The sequence below is a fragment of the Sphingomonas sp. genome, from assembly GCF_036387595.1.
Lineage (GTDB): Bacteria > Pseudomonadota > Alphaproteobacteria > Sphingomonadales > Sphingomonadaceae > Sphingomonas.
On record NZ_DASVTL010000069.1, the window covers coordinates 39568 to 56695 of the forward strand.

Annotated in this window: 10 protein-coding genes; 5 read left to right on the forward strand and 5 right to left on the reverse strand. The window is 64.1% G+C overall.

Translation table 11 applies throughout. From position 1 onward, the window contains the following. Positions 1-18 precede the first annotated feature (18 nt). Positions 19-2184 (forward strand): GumC family protein, encoded by a 2166-nt coding sequence (locus VF643_RS05775; protein WP_331042425.1) that lies wholly within the window; start codon positions 19-21, stop codon positions 2182-2184. A gap of 31 nt (positions 2185-2215) precedes the next feature. Here the strand turns inward: VF643_RS05775 and VF643_RS05780 are convergent, their stop codons facing one another. Together VF643_RS05780 and VF643_RS05785 are read right to left on the reverse strand one after the other, a co-directional pair. Then, positions 2216-3586 (reverse strand): outer membrane beta-barrel protein, encoded by a 1371-nt coding sequence (locus VF643_RS05780; protein ID WP_331042426.1) that lies wholly within the window; start codon positions 3584-3586, stop codon positions 2216-2218. Positions 3587-3657: 71 nt separating this feature from the next. Beyond that, positions 3658-4374: a polysaccharide biosynthesis/export family protein gene (locus VF643_RS05785; protein ID WP_331042427.1), complete on the reverse strand. Its 717-nt coding sequence runs from the start codon at positions 4372-4374 to the stop codon at positions 3658-3660. A gap of 109 nt (positions 4375-4483) precedes the next feature. Here VF643_RS05785 and VF643_RS05790 point away from each other — a divergent pair, with 109 nt between their 5' ends. The 3 genes from VF643_RS05790 (at position 4484) to VF643_RS05800 (ending at position 10293) form a co-directional block, all read left to right on the forward strand. After that, positions 4484-6022, forward strand: coding sequence for a TolC family protein (locus tag VF643_RS05790; RefSeq protein ID WP_331042428.1), 1539 nt, complete (start codon positions 4484-4486; stop codon positions 6020-6022). A gap of 434 nt (positions 6023-6456) precedes the next feature. Further along, a complete protein-coding gene (locus VF643_RS05795) occupies positions 6457-8676 on the forward strand; it encodes an Ig-like domain-containing protein (protein WP_331042429.1) in 2220 nt (739 codons plus the stop codon). Positions 8677-8898: 222 nt separating this feature from the next. Further along, entirely contained in the window at positions 8899-10293 is a 1395-nt protein-coding gene (locus tag VF643_RS05800) for a hypothetical protein (RefSeq protein WP_331042430.1), read from the forward strand. A 576-nt stretch (positions 10294-10869) separates the two neighbouring features. Here VF643_RS05800 and VF643_RS05805 read toward each other — a convergent pair. Beyond that, a complete protein-coding gene (locus tag VF643_RS05805; RefSeq protein ID WP_331042431.1) occupies positions 10870-11778 on the reverse strand; it encodes a hypothetical protein in 909 nt (302 codons plus the stop codon). A gap of 429 nt (positions 11779-12207) precedes the next feature. On the opposite strand from VF643_RS05805, the gene VF643_RS05810 reads away from it, so the two are divergent. Continuing rightward, positions 12208-13575 carry a lipopolysaccharide biosynthesis protein gene (locus tag VF643_RS05810; protein ID WP_331042451.1) on the forward strand — a complete coding sequence of 456 codons (1368 nt, stop codon included), beginning with the start codon at positions 12208-12210 and terminating at the stop codon, positions 13573-13575. Between the two features lie 12 nt (positions 13576-13587). Here the strand turns inward: VF643_RS05810 and VF643_RS05815 are convergent, their stop codons facing one another. Continuing rightward, positions 13588-14568, reverse strand: a complete 981-nt coding sequence (locus VF643_RS05815) for a glycosyltransferase (protein ID WP_331042432.1) — start codon at positions 14566-14568, stop codon at positions 13588-13590. Between the two features lie 63 nt (positions 14569-14631). Further along, positions 14632-16719 (reverse strand): hypothetical protein, encoded by a 2088-nt coding sequence (locus VF643_RS05820; protein WP_331042433.1) that lies wholly within the window; start codon positions 16717-16719, stop codon positions 14632-14634. Positions 16720-17128: the final 409 nt, after the last annotated feature.

Here is a 17128-nt window from a genome sequence, read left to right on the forward strand (position 1 = left end):
ATGTCAGGAATAGCGTAAATGGACATGAGCACGAGCAACGCGCCCGCGGTCGCAGTGGCGGCGGGGGAGCGCGATGAGAAACTCATCGACCTACGGCGCATCCTTGCGACGCTGCGGCGGCGACAATGGTGGGTGCTCGGCACGATCGCAATCGTGCTTGGCCTGACCGCCTTCGCCTACCTCACCCTGCCCCGTCGTTATACCGCGACTGCGGTCGTCGCGCTCGATCGCAAGGTTGGCGAGCTGGTTTCTGGCCAGTCCGGAAGCGGCGGCGATAGCAATCTGCTCACCGACTCGCCCTCCGTCGACACTGCGGTTCAGGTTCTTACCTCTCCCGCGCTAGCCGGCGAAGTCGTCGACGTGTTGCGGCTCGACCGCGAGCAAGGGTTCGGGCGTACGGCGGATGCTCCACCACCTTCCGCCGAGGCAGCGCGCCGCCGTGCGATCAGTGCCGTACGGAGCGGACTGACAGCAAAGCGCACTGGCGTGTCATATGCGATCACCGTCGCCTTTCAGGGGCGCGACCCCAAGCTCGCCGCCAAGGTCGTGAACGCCGTCGTCAACGATTACGTCGACCGCCAGCGGATCGGACGCGAGTCGCTACGCGGCGACCAGATCACCCAGCTTCGCAATCGCATGCAGACGTTGCGCGCCGACGTGATCCGCGCCGAAACCGCCGAGGCGCGGTATCGCGGCGCGACCAACCTGATCGACGTCCAGAAGGACTCGACGGTCGTACAGCAGGAGCTGTCCACGCTAGGTACACAGCTTGCGGGCGCGCGCGCCGACGAAGCAGCAAGCCGAGCCAAGCTCGCCGCTGTCGCGGCAAGCGGCACCTCCGCGTCCACGGACGCTGCGGCGTCGACGCTGATCTCGACTCTTCGCTCGCAACAGGCGCAATTGAGTGCGCAGCGGGCCGATCTCGCGCAACGCTATGGCCGCCTTCATCCGGACCTGGCGCGAATCGACCGGCAGCTTGCCGACATCAACGGCAACATCGCTAACGAATCGCGCCGAGTGCGCAGCACGCTTGCGGCCGACTTGCGTGAAGCGAGCGGCCGCAGCGCGTCGCTCTCTGCCGCGCTCAATCGCGCGCAGGGGGGGCTCCGGGCCGGTAACACCGCGTCAGTGCAGCTCGCCGAGCTTCAACGCAACGCGGAAAGCGCCCGCGGGCTCTATCAGGCTTTCCTCGATCGCTACCGTCAGGCCGTCGCCGGTCAGGGCACCGATCGCAGCGACGCGTACGTGATTTCGCAGGCTCCGGTGCCCGGTGCTCCTGATTTCCCGCAACTGCCGCTGTTTCTGATTGGCGGGCTCATTGCCGCGCTACTCGCCGCCACCGTCCTGGTGCTTCTGCTGGAGCTTCTGGAAAACGGATTCCAGTCGCGCCAGGACATTGAAGGCAAACTCGGCCTGCCGGTGCTCGCCAACGTGCCCGACCTGCGTAGCGTTCCTGGTGCCGGCGGTGCCGCGCGCGGGAAGATGGGTCCGGCCGATTACCTCGTGGCTAATGACGGCACGATCTTTGGCGAAGCGTTCCGCAGCATCAGGACCGCCTTGCGGCTCGGCCATGCGGACCAGACGGTCCGCACGCTGGCGATCTGCTCGGCGCTGCCCAGCGAGGGCAAGACGACCACCGCAATCTGTCTGGCGCGGTCTGCGGCCTTGGCGGGCATGCGGGTCGTGCTCGTCGACTGCGACATGCGCCGTCGTGCGTCGAGCCGATCGATAATGGCGGGGGAGGCGAATATCGGGCTGATCGAGGTTCTGTCAGGAGAGGCGACGCTAGACCAGGCGCTGCTGCGCGACGAGCCGACTGGCATGCTGGTGCTGGGGCAGAGCAAGAAGGGCGCGCAAGGATACGACCTGCTCACCTCGGAGAAGATGGAGCAGTTGGTGCGCGATCTCGGGAGTCGGTTCGACTTCGTGGTGCTCGACACGGCTCCCATCCTCCCGCTCGCCGAGGCGCGCGCGGTTGCGAGCATGGCGGACGGGGTTCTCTTTGTCGCTCGCTGGCGCAGAACCCCCGTCCGCGCCGCGCAGCTGGCGCTTGATATGCTGGCCCGTGCGGGGGCCAGCGTACAGGGAGCCGCTCTGACAGTGGTCAACCTGACGGCGCAGGCACGCGGCGGCTACGGCGATGAGATGACCTACTACAACAAGTTCAAGAGCTATTACGCCTGAATGGCATCATTCTCGATCGCCTCACAACGGCCTACAAGCGGGCGACAATGCCGATGTTGGCCCCAAGCTGGTTGTAATCGCGGTCCGCGATTCGACCAAAGCCGTTGCGATTACGGTAGCCGACGCCGCCGGTCAGCCGGAAGCGGCGGTTGATCAGATATGTCGCCCCGACCCGGCCCTCGATCTCCGTCGATCCGCCGTCCTCATCCAGATAGCTTGCCCGGTCGTAGCCGGCAGTCGCGGACAGGATCAGGTTGGGCAGCAGTTCGTGATCGACCTGTAACGTGAGCCGGGACGCAAGCGCTTCAGGCGTGGTGATCGACGCGACGTTGCGGAGTTCGCGACGGCCTTCGAAGGAGACGGTGGTCAGATCGGTGAGGAGGTAATCGAGCCGCGCGTCCACACTGGGCCCCCCCGCCCCGCGGCCGTCGTTCAGTTCGGCGTAGATGTAGCCCACACCGATCTGGCCGCGGAGCAGCGGTGTGATGTCGCCACGCAGTCCCGCGAGAACCTCATATTGTTTCGAGTCGCGATTTCGGCCCTCCACGATGCGCCGGTCGTACCGCCGCCGCTCGGTCCGGACGGCCGCGAACGCGATCGGACCCGGGCCGAGTTCGTAGGACACGTCAAGTCTGGCGCCGTAGGAACGGTTGTTGCGTACATCCAGGTCGATCGGAATCCTGTCGACGGTCTCCGCGTCCTCGTAGTCGGAACGGGTTACCACCCCCGCAAGGTCGAATCCGATCCGGCCCAGTCGCTTGTGCCCACTCAGCGTCAACGCGGTCTGATCGACTCGCACGGGACGCCGCGTCGAGAGGATCTCGGTCGCGGTGTTGCGCTCACGCAACTGATGTTCGTGCCGCACGTCGAGCGAGAGCGAGTCGCGCTGGCCGATGTCGAGTCGCCCCCCGGCATGGCCGGCATAGGTGAGCCCGCTTTCGGTCGTGAACTTGGTGTAGGCGCGCTCCGCCACGCCACCCTCCAACAGCAGCAAATGGCGCGACGTGTTTGAAGCCAGCCGTCCGTTCGCGGTCAACAGGCCATAAGCATCCGATGCACCTTGGCGCTGGCGAAAGACGTTGACATCGTAGCCCAGCCGAGCGCCGCCCTCCGCGGTCAGCAGAAACGCACCGACCGGTACGGGTTCGTTGCTGAACTCGGGCCGCGGGCGATCCTGCACCGTCACACCTCGCGTCAGGACCGTCGAAGCATCGGCAACCCCCGAATCCGCTCCGACGTCGACGCGCGGCAGTCGCAGGAACGGATCGCCGCGAACGGTTCCCGTCTGGCCCATCGTGCTCCGGTCGAGCGGCAGCGGCAAGTCGGACCGTGTCGACCCGATGCTCTGCCCGATGCTCTGCCCCGCCGCGGGTGCGGTGAGCACCGCGGCGGTCAGACCCATGCCGGCCAAACCTCGCCGCACAAGCCCAAGTCCGTTCGACGCCGTTCCCTCGGCGCGCGGGTGCCGCCGGATCAAAAGTAGCGCTCGCCGACGCGGATCACATCGCCAGGCGCGATCTTTGGGTTCTCACTGACGCTGACCTCATGCTCCACAGTCTCGCCGGCGCGCCGCAGATATGCCTTTTTGCGATTGGCCCGGTAGGTATATCCGCCTGCGGTCGCGACGGCGCTCAGGACCGTCGTACCTTCGGTGGTCGGAAACCGGCCCGGACGCTGCACCTCACCCAGGATGAAATAAGGCCGGAAGTCATAAACCTCGACGGCAACGCGAGGACTGTTGAGATATCCGCCAGCATAGCGAGCGACCAGGGCCGCCTCCAGTTCGCGCGCGCTGAGGCCCACCGCCTGGACGTCACCGATCAGCGGCATCGCGACTACGCCGCCGCCCGACACCTGATATTCGCCACTCAGCGCGGGTTCGCCATAGATATTGACCCGCAGCTTGTCGCCGAGCCCCAGGCGGTACACGTCACTTGCGGGCGGCAGCGCCGTCGCCGCAAGCGGTGCCGTCTCCATGCTTTCGCAAGCGGACAGCAGGAGAGCCGCGCCTGCGAGTCCACTCAAGCTGCGTGCCCGCATTCTTCCTACGCTCACCGGCTTCCCCTTACGACTTAGACTACGCATCATAGCCCCGCGAGTGCGAATGTGCCAAGCGCCGATACGATTGCCACGCGCGATATCGCTTATGGCACGGCCCGCTTCAAACCGGTTTGGCAGCGCAAATGCCATGTGTTAGGCAGCCTTGGGGTTGAGGGAATTTCATATGCGTAGGATCATCGTTTGGGCACTGGCCGGTGCTGCCTTTTGCGGACTGCCTGGGGCAGCTGAGGCAGACACGTTGGGGCAGGCGATCGCCGACGCGTACCGCAACAATCCGCGGCTGGAGGCGCAGCGCGCGCAGCTGCGTGCAACCGACGAGCAGGTGATCCAGGCGGCATCGCCCTATCGCCTGAACGCCGGGGTAGTGGCACAGCTGGACTATGCGTCGCAGCAGCAGCGCAACATTTTCGGCGATTTCGCGACACTGAAATCGCGCTCGCTGAACGCGAGTATCGGCGCATCCCAGATCATCAGCAACGGCGGGCGCACCGCGGCGCAGGTTTCCGCAGCGGAGGCGACGGTGCTGGCCGGGCGCGAGCAACTGCGTCAGGCCGAGAACGAAATCCTGCTGGAGGTCGTCGACTCCTATGTCTCCGTACGTCGCGATCAGGAGATCGTCAGGATCCAGGAACGGTCGGTGCAGAGCTACGAGCGCTGGGTGGAGCAGGCGGTTGCCCGCGAGCGCGGCGGCGATCTGACCCGAACGGACATCGCTCAGGCGCAGGCACAGCTGGAGATCGTGCGGACGCAGCTCGCCTCGGGACGTGCCCGGCTTCAGCAAGGCCGAGCTCGATTCGCAAGCGTGGTGGGCCGCGATCCAGGGGTGCTGGATCCCGAACCTGCGCTTCCCGGCATGCCGCTGTCTCTGGACTATGCGTACCGTGTGGCCGAAACCGAAAGCCCGATCCTGTGGCAGGCGATCCTCAGTGAGCGCGCCGCCGGTGCCCAGGTCGCGCGCGAACGTGCCGAGCGCAACCCCGTTCTAAGCGTGTCTGCCAACGCGGGCGTCGGCAGTCCGGTGAGTTACGCGACACGGGACTTTGGACGATTGTTCAGCGGGCAGGCCACCTTGAGCGTGCCGCTGCTGACCGCAGGCGTGGTCGATTCGCGAGTTCGGGCAGCGATCGCGATCCGCCAGCAGCAGCAATTTCTGGTCGAGGCCACGCGCCGCGACATCAACGTTCAGGTGCAGAGCGCTTGGAACCGGTCACTCACCGCGCGAGACCAGCTGATCGCCGGCGAATCCGGGGTCCGGGCTGCGGAGCAGGCGATCATCGGTGTAAGACGCGGGTTCCAGGAAGGGTTCCGGTCGAACTTCGAAGTGCTCGACTCCGAGCAGCGTCTTCTCAACGCGCAGGTCATTGTCGCCACAGCGCGCTATGACCGCTATGCCGGACAGGCGGTGCTGCTCGCTTTTCTGGGTCGGCTGGAGGCCGCCGCGATCGACCAGGCGGTTGCCGTATACGATGCCGAGGAGAACCTACAACGTCGCCGGTCGCGTCAGTTCGGGCCGTTCCAGGTTGTACTGAAGCCGATCGACCAGATCCAGGTGCCGTCATCACGCATCCGTCCGGCGCCTGACGTAGCGGCTGCTCCCAACCCTACCATTGCGCCCGCCGCGACGCCGGCGCCGGAGGGGCCGCTGGGTACGAGCTTTCCGGTTGGTTCCACTCGCCCTGTTACGCTTCCTGCATCCGGTCTGACGCCACCAGCGGCCTGGACGGCGCCGGTCAACGACGCTGTGCCGCCCGTGCAGCAGCCCGCCGTCACACGCTGACTCCCTTGCGCCGACACTAGGAAGTCCACGGACCCGCTGCGGACAGTCACGTCCCGCCTTTCGGGCAACCAATCTACACGATTTTAGTCGCCGCACGCTCTAGCGGCGAGAGAGTTCCCTGGAAGCCACTGATTTCATCGCCAAAACGCAACGTTTGATCGAAATGAGAGCGAACTTACTTGGTTGCAGGGCTAACAACCTCCGCAGGGACGCCGGGGGGCATCTTCCCTAACGAATACGGGCGTACAATCGCAGGGCGCTCGGACCACAGCCTTAACGAACCGGAAACTATTGTTGTAGCATTTCGGTAAGGTTGGACAATGCGACAACGTCGATAGGGAGGGACCGTGATGGACCCCGACCTTAGCGGCGGCGGCACGGCTTGATCTCGAGCCAGCCGTCGGGGGATCTTTTCACTCGATTAGGATGCTCACATGGCAATTCTAGGCACCGAAACCACTGGCGGCGAAGTTTTTCTCCAGGGCAGCTTCCTGTCCGTCGGCATCAACAAATTCGGTTCGCTCGGCACGGTGGGCGCTGCGCCCACCAGTTACAGCACCAACATCGCGCAGGGTTACATCAGCACCGGCCTGTTCGCGGATTTTGACGGATTCGGGAAAGGCAAGGCGAGTACGGTCAACGACGCGGTGCTCGGAGGGGTGTCGATCGAAGGCTTCAACATCGGGTACAAGATCGGTGGCAAGACCCACATCCAGTCCAATCAAATGCTGGACGGCCTGACCGAAATCGCAGGTTCCGGGGACGTGAGCAAATCGGCCTCACAGGCTCAGGCAACATGGCACGGCGAGACCAAGGAGAAGCTGGACGTCGCTCAGGCGATCACACTGAGCCAGGATGCCAAGTATCTGCGCTTCGACATCACGCTGACCAACGAGTCCAGCACCGACATGGCGGATGTCCGCTACATGCGTACGCTCGATCCGGATCATGGCGCGACCTACTCCACGAACAATGCCATCGTGAAACAAGGAGGGCGCGAGGCGCTGGTCGCGGCCTATGCCAGCGGCACGTCGAATCCGGCCTTCTTTTACGCGAACGACTTCCGCGCCGTTGCTTCGACCTATGGCTGGATCAACGAAGACCCCTATGCCGCCGCGGCGCATAACACGCCCCAGGCCGCCGGCTATTCAATGAAGGGCGACGCGGCGATCAACATGACGTTCTCCGTCGGCACGCTGAAAGCCGGTCAGGCGACGACGCTGACCTTCTACATGGGTCTGACCAATGATCTCGCCGGGACGATCGCGGCGATCAATTTGGAAAGCCCCACCGTTCCCACCAAACCGGTGGACGACAACACCGCTCCGGTGGCTGTCGCCGACAAGCTTTCGGTGGTGGGAACCGCGGCGGGCACCGGCAACGTATTGTCGAACGATACCGACAAAGACGGCAACGCGCTGACCGCGGCGCTCAAGTCCGGCCCGGCGAATGGCACGGTCAAGCTTGCCGCGGACGGCACCTATACCTATGCCGCCAAGGCAGGCTTCGTGGGGTCGGACACGTTTACTTACACCGCGTCCGACGGCAAGGCGTCATCGAGCGCGACGGTGTCGATCAGCGTCGCCGCTGTTCCGAACACGGCACCGGTCGCTGTCGCCGACGCAGTAAGCGTCGTGGGGACCGCTACCGGCACTGGCAATGTGCTCAGCAACGACATCGATCCGGAAGGCGGCAAGCTGACCGCCTCACTGGCTTCGGGCGCGGCCAACGGTACGGTTACCCTGGCAGCCGACGGTTCGTTTACCTACGTCGCCAAGGCAGGATATGCGGGGAGCGACAGCTTCACCTACTCCGCCTCAGACGGCAAGGCATCGTCCACGTCGACGGTGTCGGTCACGGTCACCGCGCCTACGCCCACGCCGCCGGTCAACCCTTCGTTGCCCGATTCGGCACTCCTGCAGCGCGCAGGCACGCTTGACGGTTCGGCCGCGAGTGATGACGTGCTGACCGGCGCGTCCTACCAGAACACGTTCTATTTCGATAAGGACGCAGACTCTGGCAACGACCGGATCGTCAATTTCGGCAAGAACGACATTCTTGTTACCAAGGGCGCGTTGTCCGACGCCAACGGCGACGGAATCATCAAATACCAGAAGTCCAAGCTGGTGGTCGACTCGCCCGAGGGCTTCAAGGACACGATCGCCACGCCGGGTATGGGATCGCTCAGGTACATGGGCACGGACGAGGCCGGTCTGTCGGTTTACGCTTCCCTGGTCGTGCGCCCCAAGAACACGGTGGAAAGCAAGCTCGGCGACGACCTGCTCAGCGGCGATACCGGCGACAAGAAGAAGAGCGTATTCTTCTTCGACACCGCACTCGACATCGATCTCGGTAACGACACGGTTGTCAACTTCGGGGCCAAGGATTTGCTGGTCACGACCACGGCGCTGGTCGACGGCAACGGCGACGGCCGCATCGCCCTGACCAGCGGCAAGCTGGGCTTGTCTGGCGGAGTCGGTGGACCCGGCGACGTCATCCTTGCCGGCGAGGGCGGCTCCGTGACGATGACGGGAATGGACGGTGCCCAGGTCGGCGGGCTGGAGTTCGACGGCGCGATGGTCCGCGAAGGCGTCACCTACTACGTCTACAGCCTCGAAGGATCGGCTTCGGACGTTGCGCAGTTGACATTCTAACCTTGCAACCGGCCGGCTCGACATCTTGTCGGGCCGGCTTTGCCTTGTCTGCCTCGTCCGGCACGCAACAGGCACTTTCACCGATCTCCGCGTCTGCTACACGCACCCGATGACATCGGGTCGGATACGTCATCGACATCTGCGCGCCCAGGCGATCGCCGGACAGCATATCACCGGGATAGTCGGGCATACCCGCGCCGTTTTCCACCGCCGGAGCGACGGATGAACCCCGAAAAAGTGAGTGCCGTCGGGCTGCCGGTCTGGGCGCTGCTCCCTGCGATCCTTCTCGTCCTTCTGCTCAGTGCATATCAGGCGCGACGGGCAGGCAGCGTTCCCGCGTCGTTCCTGATCGTCGCGGTCGGCATGCGCTCGGCTTTGGCGGCGGCACACGTCTATACCTACAAGGCATCGCCGCTCGGGCTAAGTTGGAATGCGCTTGCTTCCGTTGCGATCTGTGCTGCGGGTTTGCTGGTCATTCGGCGGCGGCCGGGACTCGGCCGCATCGTCATGCCGCTCGCGCCGATCATCCTGGTCATGGCAGTCAGCGCCGTGGCGAACGGCGATATTGCGCAAGCGAGCAGCGCATTAATCAAATTTGCCTATTTCGGCGTGCTGGCGGTGCTTGCCTACCAGGCGACGGACGACGTCGGTGCCGCGCGGCTGATGGGCCTGCTCCTGCCCGTCGCGCTGATACCGTTGGGTTTCCAGATTCTCGGCGTTCCGCTGGGTCTTACAAAGGCGGGGGAAATCGACGGGTCAGCCAGTTACATCGGCGGGTTCAATCACGAGGCAGCGTATTCGATGCTGCTCGTCACCGCGGTTCTGGTCACCTGCTTCGCCGACCGGGTGCGCTTTCCCATTCGCCTCGCGCTCCTGCTCTGGTGCGTCGCCGGGCTTCTGGCGGCCAATTACCGAACCTCGATCCTCGGTGCTGCACCGCTGGCGGCGGTGACCCTGCTCGTCGCGCTCACGCGATTGTTCGTCCCAGATCAGCGCAAGCTGGCGGGAGCGTTCGTCGCCGCGGTGGTGGCATTGGGGCTGACGGGCATGGCGGTGACGAGTCAGGAACGATTCGCGGACCTTGGGGTGATCTACGAGAAAGGGTTCGACATCATCCAGCCGCCGACCACGCTGTCGACCGAGGACCGTCGGCTGTTGTCGGGACGCCCGGCGATTTGGAGCAGATACATTTACGCCTGGGACGAGGGGGAAGCGTGGCAGAAGGTGGTCGGCTTCGGTCCCGAGTCATGGTCGGGCGTGATGGACATCTACGCTCACAACACGCTGGTCTCTGCACTGTACGAGATTGGTATCGTCGGCGTGCTTGCCATGCTCATCCTGTGGGGTGGCTTTCTTGGCATGGCGGCACTCGCCCCGCCGGACATTCGTTGGAAACTGATCTCCGCGCATCTTTCGTTCATCCTGCTCAATATGGCGACGATGCCGATGTGGATGATCGAAGGGATGATCTTCTACGCCCTCCTGTGCGGGCTCACCGCGCACTATGCCGCACGGGCGCGGCGTTCGCAGCGTGATTCGCGACCCGCGGGGAGCGGGGCGGTCGATCTGTCGGGGCGGCGATATCCAGCAGATACAGCGCGGCGGAGCGGCCTCTGATATACCCGCCGCTACGATCGGTGATAGAGCCCGTCCCGTAGGACGCGCGCAACCTTCGTCGATCGCTTCGCTCGGGTAGGTGAGCCGAGGCCATTGGCTCGCGATCGGGTCACGATCTGCACGATTGAACAGCGGCGATGGACGCTGTCCTTGGCATTGTGAGTGTCGACACAGACCTGCGCGTTGCGTCTGGATGCCGGTTTGCAAGTGTCACTGGTGCTACGCTCTGCAATCGGGGCAGCCGCGAACGGCATTGCGCGGCGTGCCCGTCGCTCGCAGCGGCTGCCGATCAGAGCGCGCGGCACCTTGCATCGGTGCCAACCGGCTCCACGGCGGCAATGCGGCCATTTTCGCCAGCCCGGTCTATTGGTCCTGCCGGCGTCCAGACAGGATGGCTGGCGTGCAAACCGCCATGCACAGCGAGGGAGGCCGGCTTCACCGTTCAGCCACGATGCGACCGCTTCACATGCAGCTGTTTGAGCCCAACTCCCGGAACGCGTCCGGTGGCCCCCACAAGCAAATGGGCCCGCCCTCATGAGAGGACGAGCCCATTCAAACCGTCAAACTAACGGGTTTTTATACGCCGCCGACGCCGTCGAGAGCATAGTTGCCGTCGATATGACCATAATAATAATAGGTCACAGCTTCGAGGCCGGTGCCGATCGTCTTCGAACCGAGAAACTCGATCTTCAGAACGTCGGTAGCGCCGTTCACGTCGACCTGGCCGCCCGGAGCACCGGTGCTGTCGCCGTTTGCCACCGTAACCGGATCGCGCGCGTCGGGATCCTGCGCCGATACGTCGAGCACCCGGTTCTTGTCGAAGCGGATGAAGCCGTCGCGGTCACCATCGTACAGAGCCGAGGTGAAGATCAACAGGTCGTCGGTGCCGAAACCGTTCACGGTGTCGCCGCCGAGGTTCAGGCCGAGCTGGTTGTCGAACAGGATCGCCGCCGACGTGTTGCCCACGTTGAAGGTTTCGGTCGCGACCGAGCTGTCGTAGCGGGTCGCGAAGCCCGTCAGCGAGCTGTCGCCGCCGGTGAAGCCCTGGGTGCTGTCGAAGCCCTTCTTGAAGTGGCCGAGCAGCTGGTCGCGGGTATCTGCCGACGCATAAACGAAGCTACCATCCTTGGAACCGAGGTAACGGATCGTCTGGATCGAGTCGCCGCCCTGACCCGCCACGGAAACCGAATAGTCACCGCGCTTGCTGTTGCCGGCACCGGTACGCTCGACGTCGAGAACATTGTTGCCGCCGAAGTCGATGTAGCCGTCACCGTTGCCGTCGAAAATGTCCTGATCGGCGATCAGCGAGTCGTTAGCCTCAAAGCCAACAATCGCGTCGTTGCGGCCCGAAGCCGACGAACGGAACAGGAACGCATCGGCGCCTGCCGTGCTGATCAGGGTCTCGCCGGCGTTTCCGCCGCCGAAATCTCGGATATTCGCCGCATTATACGTCGGGAACAGGCTGAAATTTCCGTCCAAAGGCATTACTCTTCTCCCTGGTAAACTAGGTTCAACTGATGGAATATGAAGCTGAGACCGCTGTCGATCGCGATCACGCTCCCAGGCCTCTCCAAACCCTGGCCGCCAAATGCCTGTTCCCTAACGAAGTGTCAACAATATCCGCGAAGAGCTCGTACACTTTTTAGGGCTATGGTAAAAATCACGTCATCTCACGCACGGCATCGATTTTCGAGCCTCCCTGCAGCGAGAAAAGGTTTCAACCCTCTGAGCGATAGGGCTTTTTTGTCGTCACCGTCTGGTGATTGGGGCACAAAGCGCAGCCCGTCAATCTTACCGGAGGTGGCTAACGCACCTTCATGGATCAGGGTTCCCGTAAGTGAAGTCGAGCAAACCCAAGAAAATGATCCATTTTAGCACATAATCAACTACGCAAAGATTATGGCACGTCCGAGCATGTACGATCCCGAACCGACGACCCGTTCGACGAAGCCGTCGAAGCGACCGCCGGGCGGCGGCGGATTCGCCCACGATCTCGTTGGAGTCGCCACAAGCCGAATCGCAGTGAAGGCCGCGCAGTTCTTGTCCGGCCTTCTCGTCGCGCGCCTGCTCGGCCCCGAAGGGCGCGGGCTAATCGCGGCGCTCAGCGTGCCGGCACAGATCGCGGTGAACATATCCGAGATGGGGATCCGCCAATCGACGGCGTTTCACCTGGGGCGCGGACTTTATCCCGCCGAACGGCTCGTCCCGACTCTGCTTTCCCTTGCCGTCATGGCCAGCGCCGCTGCCATGCTCCTATCGTTCGGCTGGTTTGAACTGGCCGGAGTCGCCGCAGACGATTGGGGTCTTCGCTTGCTTGCTGTGGCCGCCATCCCCTTTTCGCTTGTCGCGAGCTACGCGAGCGGCGTGTTTCTCGGTCGGCAGCGAATCGCCGCGTTTCGTCGTGCGAGCTGGCGGCCCGCGCTGATCAACCTCCTGCTGGTGGCGCTGCTCGGCTGGGGATTCCGTCTGGGCGTGAAAGGCGTGCTGGTCGCGAGCGTAGCCGGATCGGCGGCAGGTGCGGCCTATGCTTTATGGCTGCTGCACCGGGATACCCCGCTGCGACTCGGCTTCGATCGCGGCCTCGCCGCTGCGCTGCAGAGCAAGGGGGTGAGCTACGCCGCCGCGATGGTCGTGCTCCTGCTCAACTACCGCATCATGATCTTGCTGCTGACCCGGCTCGGCAGCCTGCGCGAGGTAGGCCTCTACGCTCAGGCGATCGTGATCGCCGAGCTGATCTGGGAGGTGCCGAGCGTGCTCGGCTCGCTGGTGCTGTCGCGCGGGGTCAATGCCCAGGACGAACGCGCCTTCTCGGCCAAGCTGCTGGCGCTCACGCGCTTCTCCTTTCTCGCTTCGCTGCTCATCGCCGGCGGGCTTGCGATCGTGGCGAAATACCTGTTTCCGCTGCTCTATGGTGCCCGATTCGCCGACAGCGCCGAAATCTGCCTGCTGCTGTTGCCCGGCATCGCCGCGTTCATCGTGTTCAAGCTGCTCAACACCGACCTCGCCGGACGCGGCAAGCCGTGGGCGGCGATGGTCGTCATGATCCCAGTGCTCGTGCTCAACGTCGCCCTCGGGCTCTGGCTGATCCCGCGGAGCGGAGCGGCCGGGGCGGCGATCGCGTCCAGCTTGGGCTATGTCGTGGCGACGGTCGGCTACGTCGTGCTCTACGCGCGAGTCACCGGCATCCGTATGCGCGAGATCGTGCTCCCGCAATCTGGCGATTGGGTGCTCGCTCGGCGCGCCATGGACGCGATCCTGCCACGCCGGCTACGGGGGAAATAGGAGCGTTGCCGCTCAGGTTTCGCGATCGCGATCCGACGCCGGGCTGAGCCGCTTCAGCAGCAGCCGTACGAGCGGCAACAGCCTGGGCGAAACCGACGCCCGTCCAAGCAACGCTCCCATGGCAGTATAGACGCTGCGATATTCGCGCAGGCCCGCCTCCAGCAACGCTTGGCCGCCCTCCAGCCGATCATCGCGCAGCCAGCGCAAGCCTTCGAGCGTCAGCTTGCGCGCGACATGCTCGGTCCGCCGCGTAAACAGGAAAGCCGCCGGGCCATAGCGGTCGAGCCAATCAACGCCGTCGGACCCGGCCGCTACCGCCGACTGCACCGCAAATTGGGAGAGCTTCTTCTGCAAGAGAAGCTTCTGCCAGTCGCGACTGACCCCGTCGTCCAGGAAACGGCGCTCATAGAGCAGCTCAGGGATAACCGCATAGTCGCAGAAGCGACCCATGCGAAGCCACAGGTCACGATCCTGCGCGAAGCGAAACGCCGGGCGATAACCGCCGACCCGCTCGAACAAAGCGCGTCGGTACATGACTTCGCCATGGGTGAATGGATTGCGCCGCAACATGACCGCACGCATCGGCCCGCGTTCGGCTGCGCCGACGGGCCCGATGTCGCGATTGGGGGCGCGCCATCGGCAGCCGACCACCCCAACCTCCGGATGCGCGTCGAGGAACGCCGCCTGGCGCTCGATCCGCTGCGGAAAGGAATAATCGCCCGATCCGTGAACCGCGACATATTCGCCGCGGGCCATCGAAACGCCCTGGTTCATTGCGTTGACGAAGCCGGTGTTGGCCTTGATCAGCACCCGGACGCGAGGATCGTCGATCGCGCGCAGCTTGGCGGCCGTGTCGTCGGTCGATCCGTCATCGACGATGATGATCTCGATGTCGGTCGCGGTCTGCGCCAGCAGGCACGCGACCGTCTCGTCCAGCAGCCCGCCGCGATTGTAGAACACGGAGACGACCGAGACTTTCAGGCCTGTTGACACTCCCTCTCCCCACATACCGCTGAGGCTGTCGCGGCGGAGAGGAGGAGTGTCAACCGCTTAGGTTCAGCCCAGCACTTCCATGCCCACCGCCGAGCCGACGCTCGAGTAGACGTAGTATTCGACACCGTCGATCACACGGGCCCCATCGAATTCGAGCGCGGTCACCGCGCGCGCCGCCAAGTCGGACGCCGCAACCGATCCCAAGTCGACCCCGTCGTCACCGAGCGTGAAGTACCCGTCGATCGCCTGGATCACCGATCCGGCGGGGCCGTCGCCGAGCGCCGCGGTGGTGATCACCACGTCCTTGACGCCGAATTTCGCGACGGTGTCCACGCCCAGGGACAGGCCGAGATCGAGATCGAAGAAGAACTTGTCGGTCGCGCTGTCCTTCGAACCGCCGGTCAACGTATCGGCGGCGCCGAGCTTGCCTTCCTTGGCGCCTTTGGGCCGTACCGCCGCCTCGCCGTAGGCGAAGCCATCCTCGGTTGCGCCCAGGAAGCGCAGGCCTGCCTTGGACACGTCCGCCAGGCGCAGCTTGCTTGCGCCGTCGCCCAGGTCGAGCGTGCCGGCGCCGAAGGTGATGATGCCGTCCTTGTTGTTATCGACCAGCGCGCGCTTGGTGACGAGGATGTCGTTCGCATCGAAGCCGCGGACGGTGTCGACGCCCGTTCTTCCTGCGGTCACGTCGAAGTAGAAGGTGTCGCGCGCCGCGGTGCCGTTCAGCGTTTCGTTCGCTGCGGTGCCGGTCACCCGGTGCAGCTCGGCGGCGGGGTTCGCCGGTGTGACGACGATCGGTGGCGTGACGATCGGGGCGGGTTGCACCGGAGCGACCACGACCGGCGGCGCGACGACCGGAGCCGGAGGCGCCGGCGTCGGTGCCGGGGCGGGTTCCGTGACAACCGGCGGCAGCACGACAGGGTCGGGCTGCACGGGCGTCACGACTACTGGTGCCGCATCTGGCCCAGCCAAGAGGTCGGCGACGCCATCCATCACCGATCCGGCGGACCAGCCCCCGGTCGCATCGGTCCGCACGACCTTGAGCGTATCCACGCCGCCGTTCATCTTGCCGAAGAACGCGGTGGCGCTGCTCGCCAATTCCAGCGTCGAGTTGACGAAGCTCACCTTGCCGCCTTCGTTGTAGATCGCCTTGGTGCTGGACCCCGAATCCTTGAACAGGCTGTTCTCGAACCGGACCTCTGCGCCTCGCGAGACGAAGACCTGACTCTGCGTGCTGATGCCACCGATCTTGTGCGGGTCGAGGCCGACCGAGTCCTTGACGACATTGTCGACGCCCCAGAACCGGAAATTGCGCCCGTTACCCTCCGCCAGTGCGCGGACCATCGTCAGGTGATCGGACTTCATGTCGTACCCGCCGTCGGTGTTGCCGCGGGCGACCGTGTCCTCGAGCAGGACGTTGTAGGTGCTGCCCTCGCTCGCGAAACCGTCGCCCTGCCAATAGTTTTTGGCACCGCCCGTGCTCTTCGCGTTCTCCATGATGGTGCGGCGGATCACGACGTCGTGCGTGGTGCCTTCCAGATGGATGCCGATCGCAAAGTCGTCGGCGGCGTCCTGTCCCTCACTGTCGCCGCGAACGTCCTGGATCAGCACGTCGTTGGTATCATATGCGAGGCGGATCACGCCTTTGGAAAAGCCGGTGACATCCACATCGGTGATCGAGAGGCCGCTGATCGCGGCGCTCTTGTCGGAGGCGTATGTCTGGAAGAAGCGTGACACGTTGTCTGCGGTGACGTGCTCGATGCTGAGATCGGACAGGTCGCCCGATACTCGGAACACGGTGCCGACGTTGTTCGCCGCAATGTTGCTGAAGGACACTTCGTTTGCGCCCTTGGCGATGCGGAACAGCTCGCCACCCTCAGCCTTGCCGTCCGTCCAATCGGCCGCGCGCGTCCCGTTGAAGGTGGCCATGCCCGCGGTGCCGTCGGTGTTGATGCCGGTGATCGTGACTCCGGCCTGGGCGATGTTGACCGATCCCGTGACATTGTAGACGCCCTTGTCGGCCGCCAGGAAGACGGTGCCTCCGTCACCCGCCTTCTTGGCGATGCTGTTGATTGCCGTGAAGGTAGCGGCGTTGCTCCAGCTGGAGCCGCTCTTGTTGCCGCTGCCGGTTGGGGTGATGAAGAGATCGGCCATGATACGCTTCCGCTCCGTTGAACAATTGGGGCGAGGTCCAAACCCCTTCCCGATGTTCCAAAACTCGCACGTGGGCCTTCACCAGCGACTTACGCAGGACCGTTAAAGCACGATTAGCTACAGATGAGTGGTTGACGGATTGAAGTAGCCGGCAAATTGGAATGCTAGAATTTGGTCTGTATCACAACCGTGTGCACTACGTTAACGATGTCGGCAAAGTCGAACTTCATCCACTGAAGGACATATTCGCTGCGAAAGCCTGTAAGGAATAAGCCACATGTCTTGCTCGGCCTCACAGGCGCTTACCCGGGGTCTCCGCGATACGACAGGGCATCGGACGAACCGCGACGGGTCGGAATGCCGCCGCGCTGCGTTTCACCTGCGGCCCAACTGCAGCGCCGGTTGGGCG